Raw genomic sequence first — 15,646 nt, forward strand, 5'->3', positions numbered from 1 at the left:
TAAATTAATCGTTTCTTTGTCCAACACTAGTTTTTACAATGCAATATCTAAAAAAACTGCTGAGCTTTTCTTTTCTTATATTAATGGGTTTAGCGCTTTGGCAATGTGCCAGAAGAGGCAATCCAACGGGTGGACCGGAAGACATTACTCCGCCTGAACTAATAAAAGCGGAACCTGATAATTTCTCAATCAATTTTAAAGCGGATAAAATTAAATTGTCCTTTGATGAATTTGTAAAATTGGAGGATGTGCAAAGTCAATTAATTGTTTCTCCACCATTAAAGTACCCAATAGAAGTAAAACCATTGGGTGGGGCAAGCAAGTTTATAGAAATTAAAATAAAGGACACTTTAAAAGAAAATACAACATATACGCTCAATTTTGGGCAAAGTATCGTAGACAATAATGAAGGAAACCCCAATAGCTTTTTAAGCTATGTTTTTTCCACGGGCACTTACATAGATTCTTTAACTTTATCCGGGGCCGTAAGGGATGCTTTTAATAGAAAGGCCGATGAATATATAAGTGTAATGCTTTATGAGTTGGACAGTGCTTACACAGATTCCACAATTTATAAAACACCACCTAATTATTTAACAAGTACTTCTGACAGTTTGCCGCTCTTTGAGCTCAAAAATCTTAAAGCGGGTGAATATGCCATTGTCGCTATAAAAGATGTGAACAAGAACAACATTTTCGATCAAAGACAGGATAAAATAGGTTTTTTACAAGATACAATTACGATTCCAACTGATTCCACTTATCTATTGAATCTATTTCAAGAACTCCCTGATTATAGTATTTCAGTGCCTAGTTATGTTGCCAAAAATCATATTCTTTTTGGATACCAAGGAGACTACAGGGATATTCAAATAGAAACGCTGATCGATCTGCCAGATTCCGTAAAGACGACCATATTGAAGGATCGGGAAAAGGATACCTTGAATTATTGGCTTACTCCTACAGATATCGATTCAATCGTTTTTACCATAGAGAATACTAAATTGGAAAGAATAGATACGTTCACTGTAAAAACCAGAAAACTAGCGTTGGATTCTTTGAAACTGAAAACGAATGTGAGCGGGAGGTTCAATTTTGAGGATACTTTTAGTATTTTGGCAAATACGCCATTGGTAAACTTGGATTCTAGTAAAGTTGATTTTTTCATTAGTGATTCTCTTAGCGCACCTTATGATTACGCCTTGGATACCCTTGAAAATAAATTTGATTTTGATTTTGACATTGAACCAAACCAACGGTATCGCTTTACGTTTCTTCCAGGCGCCATAACCGATTTTTTTGGTATGGAAAACGATTCTCTGGAATATTCTTTTTCAACAGGAAGCTTTGCCGATTATGGAAACTTGCGTGTCAATATAAGCGGTTCGGCGAGTTATCCTTTAATAGTGCAGTTAACGGATAGCAAGGGTGAAGTGGTTCGTGAAATACTGGCGACAGAGCCCAAAATATTTGAGTTCAATAATCTAGAACCGGCACAGTATACAATCCGCGTAATTTTTGATGATAATGGAAACGGGATTTGGGATACTGGTAGCTACCTCAAAAAAATTCAGCCCGAAAAAGTAAGTTATTATCCGGATGTTATTGATGTTCGTGCCAATTGGGAACTGGAACAGACGTTTATCATATCAGATTAAAGTCATCTCGGTCTTCAAGGAATTTAAGTTTGTTTCTAGTTGAGTCAATATGTTGCTTAACAAGTGTAGCATAGAGTATTTCCTCATCTTCCGAATAAGAAATTTGATTTCCCAAAGTATCATAAACTGCGGAATGACCTGAATATTCATGCCCAAGGTTGTCCAATCCAATTCTATTTACGCCAATACAATAAGACATATTTTCAATGGCACGTGCTTTAAGCAAAGTATCCCATGCATCAATTCTTGGTTTTGGCCAATTTGCGACATATAGGATTATATCGTAATCTTCTGTATTTCTTGACCAAACTGGAAATCTTAGATCATAGCAAATCAAAGGTTTTAGTTTAAACCCTTTGTACTGAACTATTAATTTTGATTTTCCAGCTGTGTAAACCTCATGTTCTCCCGCTAAAGTAAAAGTGTGCTTTTTATCATATTCTTCATATTTCCCGTTCGGAAAACAAAAGAATAGTCGATTGTAATTTTCATCGTTCTCAGTAAATACAATACTTCCTGTAATAGCTACATTCTTTTCACGGGAAATTCGCTGCATCCATTTTACTGTTTTTGAACCTTCACTAGAAGCTATATTTTTAGGACTCATGGTAAAGCCCGTAGTAAACATTTCTGGAAGTACAATCAAATCCACACTACTTCTTATAGCTGCTATTTTTTTAGCGAACATGGCCCTGTTGGCATCTGGATCTTCCCAAATCAATGCGGACTGAACAAGTGCTATTTTCAGTTCAAGGCTCATTTTTATATATATATTAAGAATAGTTTTGCAATAATTCCATCAGTGGTTTGTTTTCCTGCATTTTAGCTTGGTCCAAAGCTGTATTTCCGCGAGCGTCTTTGCGGGTGCTGTCTGCTCCATGCTCCAATAATAATCGGGCAATTTCGATGCGGTTGAAGGTCGCTGCATAGATAAGGCTTGTAGCGCCCATGGCATTGACATGGTTGACGTCGGCTCCAGAAGCTATCAATAATTTGGCAATCTCAGTGTAGCCCTTAAAACATACTCCCATTAAAGCTGTATTACCGGAACTGTCCTTAGCATCTACTTTTGCTCCATTGTCCAACAAAAGCTTTGAGATGTTTTCATGGCCATAATATGTGGAAATTACCAATGGTGTAGAGCCTCTTTGATCAAAGGACTCCAATAATCGCTTATTGCCTTGCAACAGTTCCTCTACCGATTTGACGTTGCCATTTCTAATTTGATTAAAGAAATTTTCCTTCTCATCCATACCTAATGGAAAGTTATAAAAAAACTGCCATAACCCAGGTTGGTTGTGGCAGTCTTATTACTATATCTTCTTTTTCTATTTTTCTTCGGAAATGATTAACCTAAATCAAAACGATCTAGGTTCATGACTTTGGTCCATGCTGCAACAAAGTCATTTATAAATTTTTCCTTTGCATCGTCACAGGCATAAACCTCGGCAATAGCACGGAGCTCTGTATTGGAACCAAAAATTAAATCAACGCGAGAACCTGTCCATTTTGAACTACCTGTCTTTCTATCCGATCCTTCAAAAGAAACCTCATCACTGGACGTAGCTTTCCAAGTAGTGCCCAAATCGATAAGATTGACAAAGAAATCATTGGTCAGCGATTCTTTTTTATCGGTGAACACCCCATGGTTTGAATTGTCATAGTTAGTATTCAAGACTCGCATTCCACCAACCAGTACGGTCATTTCCGGTATTGTAAGTGTCATTAATTGTGCCTTGTCTACCAATAGCTCTTCAGCCTTGGCGTTTGAGTTTCCTTTTACATAGTTTCGGAAACCATCCGCACGTGGTTCAAGAGCTTCAAATGATTCAACATCTGTTTGTTCTTTTGAAGCATCTGTACGACCGGCCGTAAAAGGTACTTGTATAGTATGGCCGGCATTCTTGGCAGCTTCCTCGATGGCAGCTGATCCTGCCAATACAATTAAATCTGCGAGTGATACCTTTTTGCCACTGTTCTGTGAATTATTGAACTCATTTTGAATGGCCTCCAGTGTTTCCAATACTTTTGATAGTTGTTCTGGGTTATTGACCTCCCAATCCTTTTGGGGAGCCAATCGAACTCTAGCACCGTTGGCACCGCCCCTACGATCAGAACCACGGAATGTGGATGCCGAAGCCCAAGCTGTGGCAACCAATTCTGAAATGGTTAGGCCAGAGGCAAGTACTCTTTTCTTTAGTTCATCAATATCATGCTCATTGACCAGTTCATGGTCTACCGAAGGCACTGGATCTTGCCAAAGCAATTCTTCTTTAGGTACTTCAGAACCTAGGTAACAATCTTTGGGTCCCATATCTCGATGAGTTAATTTGAACCAGGCACGAGCATATGCGTCTGCAAATTCTTTGGGATTTTCAAGAAAGTGTCTGGAAATTTTCTCATAATCCGGGTCCATACGCAATGACAGGTCCGTAGTCAGCATAAATGGTGCATGTTTCTTTTCTGGATCATGGGCATCTGGAATGGTTCCTGCACCTGCGCCATCTTTTGGCTGCCATTGATGTGCCCCAGCCGGACTTTTGGTTAATTCCCACTCGTAATTGAACAGGTTCTCCAAATATTTATGGCTCCACTTTATTGGTGTATCTGTCCAAGCTCCTTCCAATCCACTGGTTATGGTATCTGCTCCAATTCCCGATCCAAAGTTATTCTTCCAGCCCATACTCTGCATTTCAATGGATGCTCCTGCAGGCTCGATTTCGATAAATTCTGCATCGCTGGCCGCACCATGGGTCTTGCCAAAGGTATGTCCCCCAGCAATTAGTGCAACAGTTTCGTAATCGTTCATTGCCATTCTTCCAAAAGTCTCGCGGATATCGTGCGCTGCTGCAACAGGGTCTGGATTTGCATTTGGTCCTTCAGGGTTAACATATATCAGTCCCATGTGGGCCGCTCCCAATGGACTTTCTAAATCTCCATCTTTATTGTAGCGTTCTTTATTTCCAAGCCATTCGCCTTCAGAGCCCCAGTAAATATCCTCTTCGGGCTGCCAAATATCTTTACGGCCTCCACCAAAACCGAACATTTCCAATCCCATTGACTCGTGGGCTACATTTCCAGTTAAAATCAATAAATCTGCCCAAGAGATTTTTTTTCCGTATTTCTTTTTTATCGGCCATAGCAATAATCTGGCCTTATCCAAATTAGCATTATCGGGCCAGCTGTTTAATGGAGCAAAACGTTGTGCTCCTGTACTTCCGCCTCCGCGACCATCCGCTATCCGATACGTTCCTGCGGCATGCCATGCCATTCGGATGAAGAAAGGACCATAATGGCCGTAATCGGCAGGCCACCAATCTTGACTATCGGTCATTAAATCTGTAAGATCTTGTTTGATGGCATTCAAATCAAGGGATTTAAATTCCTTGGCGTAGTCAAAATCCTCGTCCATGGGATCCGTTAGATTAGAGTGTTGACGAAGAATATTTAGGTTTAATGCATTTGGCCACCAATCTTTATTGGTCGTTCCACCACCGGCAGCTTGGTTCATCTCACCGTTCAAAAAAGGGCATTTTGCACTTGATTCATTAACATCCCAAGCATTTCCCTGAGAATTGTAGTTTTCGTTGTTCTCCATTGTTTTAATTTGTTTTAACCAAAGTTTTATTGGGTGTTACTAATTATATCTTGAATACTTTATTATAAAGTTTATAGCCAATAAGTACATCTCTAAAAGTACAAAAATAGACGCCAGTCATATAAGGGAACTATATTAATCAATTATTAAAAAATAAACTTTGTCTATACTTTGAAAGGATTTTATTAAAATTCTAAACAATAAATTTTCCAATAAGAGGTTTATTACAATTATACCATATTTTCTTACATTAGTATAAAACTAGTTGCTAACCACCAAAACCTGTACTATTTGGAAACGCTATCTGCCAACTTTCTAATTAAAGATTCCCCAACACCTATCGCCGTACTGGACCGCAATATGTGTTTTATCAACCATTCCGCGATATGGCTTCAAGAATTTGATCTTCTAGATAAAACCATCATTGGAAAGTCATTTTACAAAGTAATGCAACCTACTCCAAACGAGTTGAAAAACATTTACGAAGAGTGCCTTAAAGGTTTGTCCAGTTCCAATAATGGTAGAAAATTTATATTTCCCAATGGATTGGTAAAATGGTTAAAATGGAAAATAAATCCATGGAAATATGAGGATGGTAGTATTGGTGGATTAATTATAGTTCAAGAGGACATTACAAAAGAAAAGAGAAGGATCGAATTATTGCAAATAGCAGAGAGCGTTGCTCGCATTGGGGGTTGGGACGTTGATTTAGTCACCAATCAAGTCTTTTGGACCAAAGTAACCAAAGAAATTCATGAAGTGCCGAGTGATTATGTCCCATCTATTGAAGAAGGAATAAATTTTTACAAGGAAGGAAAACACCGGAAGTCAATCAGAAAATTGGTTGAAGATAGTATACTGAACGGTACACCCTGGGATACCGAATTGGTCATCGTAACCGCAAAAGGCAAAGAACTTTGGGTACGTGCAAAAGGTGAGGCCGAAATGCTGAATGGAAAATGCATTCGCCTACAGGGAACTTTCCAAGACATCGACAAAAGAAAAAAAGCTGAGTTAAAATCCAAAATGATAAGTGATAGATTGGCCATTGCCACCAAAGGTGCCAATGTAGGAATATGGGATTTTGATATTCAAAAAAATGAACTTGTCTGGGATGATAATATGTACAATTTATATGGTATCGATAAAAAAGATTTTGATGGGGTATACCAAGCTTGGCAGTCAGGACTACATCCAGAAGATAAAGAAAGAGGGGACAGAGAGATAGCAATGGCCATCTCCGGTGAAAAGGAATTTGATACTGAGTTTAGGGTTGTCTGGCCTACGGGAGAAATAAGACATATTAAAGCTTATGCGGTTACCCAAAGGGATAAAGAGGGAAAGGCCATTAAAATGACTGGGACCAATTGGGATATAACGGAGCTCAAACGAACTAGATTAAAACTTGAAAAAATTGAAGAATCCTTCACGGACACATTTAAAAATTCGGCCATAGGTATGGCTTTGGTCGGGCTTGATGGTAAAATCCTCAAAGCAAATAAGATGCTCTGTGAAAGTTTAGACTATTCCGAAAAGGAGATATTATCATTGACATTCAAGGATATCACTTATGCAGAAGATTTGGATAAAGATGCCCTGTTGCTCAAGGAAGTCATTGATGGCAAGCGTGAAAGCTTTCGGGTCGAAAAAAGATATTTGCACAAAAATGGCGATTTGATACATGCAATCCTTACTCTAACTGTTGTAAAGACCATTGAGGGAAAACCCTCTCATTTTATCGCACAAGTACTTGATATTACTTCAAGAATCAAAGCAGAGTCAAAGCATAAAGAAATTTCGGAGCGTTTAAATATGGCTACGAGCGTGGCCAATATTGGTATTTGGGATTACAGGATAAAAGAAAATGTCGTTCTCTGTAATGAAAACATGTATGCAATGTATGGGATATCGGAGGATTCATCAGATATCTTAAACGAATGGATGAATAGGATCCACCCTGAAGATAGGGAACGCGTATCTCAAGAGCTGGAATTGACCATAACTGAAGAAAAACCGTTCAACATACAATTTAGAGGTATTAGACCTGATGGCAATATCGTTCATTTGATTGCTTTTGGTGAGGCACAAAAAGGAATAGAAGGGGATATAGAAAACATCATTGGAGCCAATTGGGACATTACCGAACTAAAAACTACAAGATTAAAGCTGGAACGTAGCCAAGAATCCTTTGAAAAAACTTTTGAAAACTCGGCAGTAGGCATGGCATTGGTCGGCTTAGACGGCAGCTGGGTTTCTGTCAATAAAGGTTTATGCAATAGTCTCGGCTATACCCAAGATGAATTACTGAAGCTTACTTTTCAGGATATAACCCATCCAGACGACCTTGATCTTGATCTTAAACTGTTACGGCAGGTGATTAAGGGAGAGATATCTACGTATCAGATTGAAAAGCGTTATTTTCACAAAGATGGTAATTTGGTTTCAGCAATATTAACAGTTACAGCGGTTAAAGATATACAAGGAAATTTATCGCACTTTATTTCACAAATACTAGATATAAGCTCAAGGATACAAGCTGAAAAACGTACTAAAAAATTATTGCTCGTCACAAAAGAGCAAAACGAGAGTCTATTGAATTTTGCCCATATCGTATCACATAACTTAAGATCTCATTCCAGTAATCTGTCCATGCTAACAGGATTCCTATCATCTGAAAAAGACGATACTGAACGTGAAAATCTATTGGCGATGCTCCATAATGCTTCGGAAAGTTTAGGAGAAACCGTAATGCATCTCAACGAAGTAGTGCAAGTAAAAGTTGGTGCTTCCGAAAAAGTAAAAAAGGTCAATATCTTTAAAACCCTCAAAAATGTAGAAAAAAATCTCAGTATTTTATTAAAGGATAAAAATGCAATTTGCACAATAGAAATTCCAAAAGAATTAAAAATAAAGGGTATTCCTGCTTACTTTGACAGTATTTTTCTTAATTTGTTGTCCAATAGTATTAAATATTCATCTCCAAAACGGCAACTTGTTATAAAAGTAAGTGCCGTAGAGAACGATAGTTTAACTACTATTTCCTTTGAGGACAATGGTCTGGGGATAGATTTGGAAAGACACGCCAAAAAACTATTTGGCATGTACAAAACATTCCATAGACACAAAGATGCCAAGGGAATAGGGCTGTTCATAACCAAAAATCAAATTGAGGCCATGAACGGAACTATAGAAGTTGAAAGCACGGTAGATGTTGGTACAAAATTTCTATTGACATTTGATTCTTCGCAAAATTCGTAAGATTAATATTTGCTAAAAAAAAGAATAATGAAAAAGATAGAAACAAGTTGCATCATAGATGATGATCCCATTTTTATTTATGGAACCAAAAGAATTATGAAAGAAATAGACTTCTGCAATGATATTTTGGTCTTTAATAATGGGCAAGATGCCATGGACGGTCTTAATGAATTGACCTCGCAGGGCAAAGACTTGCCTTCTGTCATTTTTTTAGATTTAAATATGCCCATTATGAACGGATGGGAGTTCTTGGAAGACTTTGTTCAGATTCCCAATAATAATAGGGAAAAGGTTACGGTATACATTATCAGCTCTTCTGTAGATCCCAGGGATTTGGAACGTATAAAAAATTATGACGTTGTAAACAACTATATTTTAAAACCTCTTTCCCCTCAAGATTTAGAAGAGGTATTGGAGTCCATGATTTAGTTTTTTAGAATTTAGAGGTATTGGCTGGTTTTTATTGAACAATGACATGGGAAAACTTCAATTTCTCTAGTTTGAAAAAACACAATAGATGTCTTGTTCATATAAAGTTTTTATACGGAAAATTAAATTGAACATAACCGACTATTCTAAAAATTCCTGAGTTTGTCCAATTCCTCTTACCTTTAATCGTCTGAACTATGTAAAAGACGTTAATTTCTTATAAACTTAAACACTATTGAACATGAAAAAATTTATCGTACCCATTGTGTTACTGCTACTTTTTAGCTTTACCACAAACAGTGTAAAACTTACGGATGATGATCGTAAAATGGCAATCAAACATCTTACCCAGACCCGTGATCATATGACCGATGCTCTTGAAGGACTTACTGATGAACAACTGAATTTTAAATCGGATGAAAACGCATGGTCCATTGCTGAATGTGTTGAACATCTTGCCATTTCTGAAAATGCTTTTGGAGGACTGGTCCAAAAAACTGTTGCTACAGGTGCAAATCCAGCAATGAAGGATTCCGTAAAATTAAAGGATGACCAGCTTATGGGCCTTATTACCGATCGCACCAATAAAGTAAAAACATCGGAGACCTTTGAGCCAAGTGGAGGGTTTGGTTCGCACGAAGCTACCTTAGAAGCTTTTATGGATAAGAGAAAAGAACATATTGAGTATGTAAAAACTACAGAAGATGATCTAAGAAATCGTTATAACAGTGATCTGCCTTTTGGCACAATTGATGGCGTACTGTTGATCGTCTTTATGGCCGGCCACACAGAACGCCATGTTCTCCAAATGGAAGAGATTATGGAGCATGAAGATTTTCCTATAGAGGAGGAAGAGGACAAATAAAACTTTATCAATTAAAATAAACCTCTTGCCTTAGCAAGAGGTTTTTCGTTTTATCAAAATCATTCTCGTAAACCTGGGGTAAAATCCCCTGGAGCATTTTGGGGCTGGTTGGTTGTGCCAGAACCTCCTGTATCATTAAAAATATCCCATTCGCTGAAAGTATAAGTTGCATTTGCCTTCGATATTTCCAGTTTTCGTATAGCCCTGCCATCTTCAAACTCGTGGTCTGTCCCTGTTCCGTCAACCCCTACGACTCCAAAAACATCGATAATCGTACCAAAGGGGTCTACAAGTTCCAGATTGTCGTCTCCATTGGAATCGGCAGGGCTGTTCGTAGATACTCCTAAATCTGGTGCAAAACCGTATACCAACTCAAACTCACTTGCATTTGGAGATATTAAAAATGTACTTTCTGCACCTATTATCATCTCAGATAGGTCTATAGTGGAACTCACCTCTATATTATCGTTGGTGTATCTCCTAAGAGTCCATTTGTTCAAATTTAACGGCTCTTTTGCAGCATTATACAATTCTACAAACCGTGCCCCGGTATTGTTTTCTGGATCGGCCAATTCTGAAATAAAAATACTTTTTGATGTAAATTCCGTGATAATCTCTGGACAGCGTTCGTTGGAAAAATCGATATCTTCCAAAAATCTGATAACAATTTGAAAATCATCTCCATCTTTTAGTAAAACACCTGTAATACTACCATTTCCTTCTGGCAAAACATCGTCCTGAAAGTCAGAAAAACCACTATTGAGTATTTTGATATTGTTCTCTTCACAATCTTGTAAGGTACGTTCTGTCTCTTTTTTAGCCATCGCAAAAATACTGTCCAGTTCTTCTTCAATGACTTCCAGTCCATCAAAACTGACCAGAGTCTTATCTATGGAACTTTTTAAGTTCGGTATTTGTGTAGGAACGGGTTCTATTTTTACTGCGGCATCACAGGATAGAAAAATATGCTCATGTACTTTTAATGCAGGTAATCTTCCTACTGAAAGGTTTCCAAATGCCAAGAAAGAGCCTCCAAGCTTAAATGATTCCCCGTTAGAACCTAGATAAAGGCCTTTTAACTTAATTAAAACTTTACTTCCAACTTCAAAAAACAAATGTGATTCTCGCAAATCAATATCTATCTGAAATCCACCTGTCGGGTTGGAAGGATTATCCTGAATATATAATGTGCCAAAAAAATTTCCTTCCCTGTCCGATGAGATAACATAGCCGTCGATAACCAAATCCTCTTGAATTTGAAAAGTCTTCTCTTCTAGCATATTAAATAAATCCACCAATGTAATATTGGCCACCAACCCAGATTCGCAGGTATTTCTTGGTACATCATATTCTCCATTGTTCACACAGGCCGATATAATATGCAAAATAATCAGGTATGGTATTATGCGGTTAAATCCTTTTTTCATAATTATGATCATAATCAAGATATATGTAACTCAGAAACTAACGGCTAGATTCAGAAAATATGTTCTTCCAAAGCCGTACCAATATTTGGGGGCAAAAGAGGGTGTTCCACTAAGGTTGTCCTGTTTCAACTGTCCGTAATTTCCATTTCTGCTCTGCTCGTAGCCTCCCGTTCTAAAAACCTCATCAAACACATTGTTTACGCTTATAAATGCACTGATGTATTTCTTATTGAATATCCAAGATTTCCCTCCAACCATATTCAAAAGATAAAAGTCATCCAATTTCTGTTGTCTTAATATTTGGGCTACATTTTCATCAGTTGCGTCTGGAAAACGCTTTCCGGTATCTGGGTCAATCAAAAAACTTTGGGTCCTCGTAATTGTTGAAATATTTGCATAATTATCTGACAGATAATTAGCTGTAACCCCTACCCACCAATATTTTGGACTTCTGTATTCGACTCCGAAAGCAAATGCCGTTTGCGGACCCTGCGCCAATTTTAGATCTTTTAGTTTGGCAATCCCTAGGTCTATATTTCCTTCTGGGTCTATCAAATCCTCTGCAGCACCTGCTGTATCAAAATTTATCGAAACAAAGGGATTACTCGCGTATACATAACTTGCCAAGTTACCTGCCAACGATAATTTTACGCTGGAAGAAACCTCATATTCCAAACCAAGTTCGATTCCCTTGTGCAACCTATCCAAATCAGTAATTACTTCTTGGACAAAATCTGAGCCCAGTCCAGAATCCACAAAAAAGAAATTAATGTCCGTAGCGTTTTGAAAACGAGAATAAAATGCAGTGATTCTTCCTGTTACATCAGGCAATCTTATAAAGTAGCTCACATCCAATGTCGTTATCTTTTCTGTTTGGATTTCTGGAACCGTTGTATTGTTTTCTCTTGGATTTATAAATATGTTCTGTAATGTAGGAGCTTTATTTATAAGTGCGCCATCGATATTTAGCCAATGTCTTCCGGATAAAAAATACGTAACCCCCGATTTCAACCCAAAATTTGAAAAAGATATTTTTTCACTATTCCCGAAAGAGTTTTCCGAAAAACGCTCATTTACAAAAAGTCCATTTCGCAATACGTCGAAACTGGAAAACGAAGCAGATACAAAAACGCCCCATTTATTGAAATTTGTATTTATCTGACCAAAAGCTTCCAGTTGGGATGCTTCTATTGCATAGTTGTAATTGAATCTTTCCCCTTCTGTTTTAATTGCGTTTCCGTCAACATCGTTCAAAGTGTTGGAAAAAGAATCAATATCTTCATGAAAATCAGCTCCCAATAAATCTTGAATCTCTGCAAAATTTTCTGACGACAATGTTTTTAAATTAACTCCAGCACCTATACTTATACCGTCATTGATATCATATTCGGCAGTACTTGATATTGTTAATTGGCTATTTTCTATTACATCATCGTAAAGCAAATAGGCCGCTTTTCCGTCATTGGCTGTATTTAAATTGGCTGTATACAATTGCTGCCATTGAATTTGGGGGTTTTCCAGAAATCCCTGCTTTGAAAGCAAGGCATTGTTAAAATCAGCACCGATAGGACTGTTTAAATTAAAGCTTGGCAAATATCTGTAATATGTAGGGTCTGGGTTTGGTGCATTATAATACCCCAATCTACTTCTTGCGTTTATACCAAATTGATAGGAGACACCCGTATTTAAACTGAGCTTATCAGACTGTAAAAAATGGTTTAAAATAAATAGTGGTTCAAAAATTTCACGTTCCCTTGAATTCCTGACTTGTTCGTTTTGGATTCCCCAATAGGGATTGTACCGATTTCCTACCAAATCAAAGACTTCTTTGGTAAGTGCAGAGGAGCGACCTCGCCTGTTCTTTGCCAATATAGCGGTCAATACCAAACTATTTTCTTGGTTCAATTTATATTCCACCGCGCCAAAAAAAGAATAGGCATCGTACAAAGTACCATCTACATACCCTGTTTTGGCCCACCTTCTAGATGATGAGAACGTATAGGCCAGTCCATTTTTCTTTAGCCCTGAGCTATATGAAGCCATTGCTCTGGCCGTATATGTTCTGTTGGATGCAGAACTGGACAACCGCAATCCTGGTCTAAGTTTGGAAGGCCTGGTGTCTATATTGGTGTTACCGAGTATACCCCCAAAGGTAAATTGGTTGATTGCCAAACCATTGGAAAAATCTTGGTTTCGTATTACGTCATTGAGGCCTCCCCAGTTATTCCATTGGGGCCTTCCGTCAAAAAATTTGTTCATGGGCATTCCGTTCAGCAATACTTCGCCATAACTCGAATCATAGCCTCTTACCCTAAAGAAAGCCTGTCCAAAATCGAATGCTGCCCTGTTCAAGAAAATATCCCTGCTGGATTGCAATAATCCTGAAGAGCCTGTGACAGATTCATCATCCCCTGCAATGTCGCTGTCTGTTAAAGTGATCAGATTGTCGGTTTTTTCCCGAGTAATATCCTTTTGTAGAGAAATAACTCCTAAATCTATTGGTTTTCCGTTCAATTGTACCGCAAAGTTTTTGGGCAAGAAATCAAGTGATTCGATTGTAATAATGTGTTCTCCCATTTGAGAGGTCCTCAATTGAAAAACTCCGTTTGAATCTGTAGAAAATTCTTTGGTATTGCCTTCAATTGTTATAACGGCATGTTTAACGGGATTTTTTGTTGTTTCAGCTAGAACAGTTCCAGAAACCATTGTTACTTGTTGCCCGCATAACGATAAAGTGTAACAGGACACTACAAAGAATAATGCAATTCTCATAGAATATTGTAGGTTAACTTCGTAAAATATGGGGTTATTGTCTTTCTTTGATATCTGAAAAACGGACAATCTTACTTATTTTTGAATTAAAATCAAAGCCCAAATGCACTTTTTACGATACCTACTAGTAATCTTATTCGTACCGCTTTTTTCTAATTCCCAAAAAACATATAAGGTAAGAACCGTTGCTTTCTACAATGTTGAAAATCTTTTTGATATCGTGAACGACAGCTTGGTCTTTGACAACGGGCGTACTCCTGAAGGGAGATATCAATGGACACAAGAGAAATACGAGCGAAAAATTAAACATATCTCCAGTGTTATCTCTAAAATAGGTTCGGAAACTACTGGCACTTCTCCTGATATCATTGGCCTATGCGAAGTTGAAAATAGAGGTGTTTTGGAAGATTTGATACATCATGCCAATCTTACCAACAAGGATTATGGAATCGTTCATTTTGATTCTCCTGATATGCGCGGAATTGATGTAGCATTATTGTTCAAAAAATCAGCCTATTTACCTACATCTTTTAAGAGCCACAGACTTTTATTGTTTGATGCAATGGGCGATAGAATTTACACGAGAGACCAATTGGTCGTTGGTGGAATTATGGATGATGAAGCATTCTATTTTATTGTAAATCATTGGCCATCAAGACGGGGCGGAGCAGTCAAAAGCAAGCCCAATAGGATTAAAGCCGCCTTATTGAACAAAAGGATTATAGATTCCATACAGCAACTGGACTTTAATGCTAAAATCATTGCGATGGGCGACTTTAATGACGACCCGCGCGATGATAGTCTAAAAAGAATTTTGAAGACGTCTGACCATGTAACATCACAAGACACCCTAGAACTTTATAACCCTATGGAAAAACTATATAAAAAAGGATTGGGGTCCTTGGCCTATAGAGATAAATGGAATCTTTTTGATCAATTTTTCATGACTGCCAATCTCGTCAGCCAAAACAAAGAAACATATTCATACTGGAAAGCCGGTATTTATTCCCCTGCATACCTCAAAACAAAAAAGGGAAGATTTAAAGGATATCCCTTTAGGAGTTTTTCGGGAACCAATTACACAGGAGGATACAGCGATCATTTTCCTGTTTATCTACACTTGATCAAAGCCTTTTCAGATTTTTCTCCAGAAGATGATTCCCACACACGGGGGAATGACATGAATTAATTGAACCACTGTGCCCAGGGAATTTGGCTTAGGATGAGGAGAAGTCCCAATCCATAAAAAATAGTTATCGTTTTAAACTTTGCCTTGCTTTCCAATTTCTTTTTATGGCTAGACCATCCTATAGTTATCAACACAATTGCGATAATATTAATTAAAGGATGTTCTAAGGCCAAAAGGCGAGCTGCCGAGTTTAAACCGCCCATACCCAATACTTGAATCGCTTTTAATCCATTGGGAGAAACAAAATAAACGATTAGACCTATCAATAACTGAATATGACTTAAAATCAAGGCAAAAAGACTGATTCTTAAGTCCTTTTCCATGGTAAATTCCTTTTTTCCAAGCCAACCTATCAAGGCATTAAAAACTGCGAAAATCAACACTGCCAATACTACATAGGCAAGATATGAGTGTACGTTTTGTAGAATTTCCATAGGTATAGTTTGAGGT

11 protein-coding genes are annotated in these 15,646 nt (G+C 37.7%); 5 read left to right on the forward strand and 6 right to left on the reverse strand.

Annotated elements, in window-relative coordinates; all coding sequences use genetic code 11:
• The first annotated feature begins 38 nt into the window (after positions 1–38).
• Positions 39–1,658, forward strand: coding sequence for an Ig-like domain-containing domain (locus tag HME9304_RS06100; RefSeq protein ID WP_112377737.1), 1,620 nt, complete (start codon positions 39–41; stop codon positions 1,656–1,658).
• On the opposite strand, the gene HME9304_RS06105 is transcribed toward HME9304_RS06100, so the two are convergent.
• From HME9304_RS06105 to katG, 3 genes are all read right to left on the reverse strand, one after another.
• On the reverse strand, positions 1,645–2,418 hold the full coding sequence (locus HME9304_RS06105) for an amidohydrolase (RefSeq protein WP_112377738.1): 774 nt from the start codon (positions 2,416–2,418) through the stop codon (positions 1,645–1,647). The two genes, HME9304_RS06100 and HME9304_RS06105, sit on opposite strands and share 14 nt — an antisense overlap.
• 13 nt (positions 2,419–2,431) lie before the next feature.
• Entirely contained in the window at positions 2,432–2,911 is a 480-nt protein-coding gene (locus HME9304_RS06110) for an ankyrin repeat domain-containing protein (RefSeq protein ID WP_112377739.1), read from the reverse strand.
• 95 nt (positions 2,912–3,006) lie between these two features.
• Positions 3,007–5,256, reverse strand: coding sequence for a catalase/peroxidase HPI (katG, locus tag HME9304_RS06115; protein ID WP_112377740.1), 2,250 nt, complete (start codon positions 5,254–5,256; stop codon positions 3,007–3,009).
• Between the two features lie 291 nt (positions 5,257–5,547).
• Here katG and HME9304_RS06120 point away from each other — a divergent pair, with 291 nt between their 5' ends.
• The 3 genes from HME9304_RS06120 (at position 5,548) to HME9304_RS06130 (ending at position 9,808) form a co-directional block, all read left to right on the forward strand.
• Entirely contained in the window at positions 5,548–8,514 is a 2,967-nt protein-coding gene (locus tag HME9304_RS06120; protein WP_112377741.1) for a PAS domain S-box protein, read from the forward strand.
• A 27-nt stretch (positions 8,515–8,541) separates the two neighbouring features.
• Entirely contained in the window at positions 8,542–8,943 is a 402-nt protein-coding gene (locus HME9304_RS06125; protein WP_112377742.1) for a response regulator, read from the forward strand.
• A 241-nt stretch (positions 8,944–9,184) separates the two neighbouring features.
• Positions 9,185–9,808, forward strand: a complete 624-nt coding sequence (locus HME9304_RS06130) for a DinB family protein (RefSeq protein WP_112377743.1) — start codon at positions 9,185–9,187, stop codon at positions 9,806–9,808.
• Positions 9,809–9,867: 59 nt separating this feature from the next.
• Here the strand turns inward: HME9304_RS06130 and HME9304_RS06135 are convergent, their stop codons facing one another.
• Positions 9,868–11,235 carry a DUF5689 domain-containing protein gene (locus HME9304_RS06135; protein WP_112377744.1) on the reverse strand — a complete coding sequence of 456 codons (1,368 nt, stop codon included), beginning with the start codon at positions 11,233–11,235 and terminating at the stop codon, positions 9,868–9,870.
• Positions 11,236–11,265: 30 nt separating this feature from the next.
• A complete protein-coding gene (locus HME9304_RS06140) occupies positions 11,266–14,007 on the reverse strand; it encodes a carboxypeptidase-like regulatory domain-containing protein (protein WP_112377745.1) in 2,742 nt (913 codons plus the stop codon).
• A 103-nt stretch (positions 14,008–14,110) separates the two neighbouring features.
• Here HME9304_RS06140 and HME9304_RS06145 point away from each other — a divergent pair, with 103 nt between their 5' ends.
• Positions 14,111–15,196, forward strand: coding sequence for an endonuclease/exonuclease/phosphatase family protein (locus HME9304_RS06145; protein WP_112377746.1), 1,086 nt, complete (start codon positions 14,111–14,113; stop codon positions 15,194–15,196).
• Here HME9304_RS06145 and HME9304_RS06150 read toward each other — a convergent pair.
• Positions 15,193–15,630 carry a hypothetical protein gene (locus HME9304_RS06150; RefSeq protein ID WP_112377747.1) on the reverse strand — a complete coding sequence of 146 codons (438 nt, stop codon included), beginning with the start codon at positions 15,628–15,630 and terminating at the stop codon, positions 15,193–15,195. The two genes, HME9304_RS06145 and HME9304_RS06150, sit on opposite strands and share 4 nt — an antisense overlap.
• Positions 15,631–15,646 lie beyond the last annotated feature (16 nt).

It is taken from the genome of Flagellimonas maritima (assembly GCF_003269425.1).
GTDB lineage: Bacteria > Bacteroidota > Bacteroidia > Flavobacteriales > Flavobacteriaceae > Flagellimonas > Flagellimonas maritima.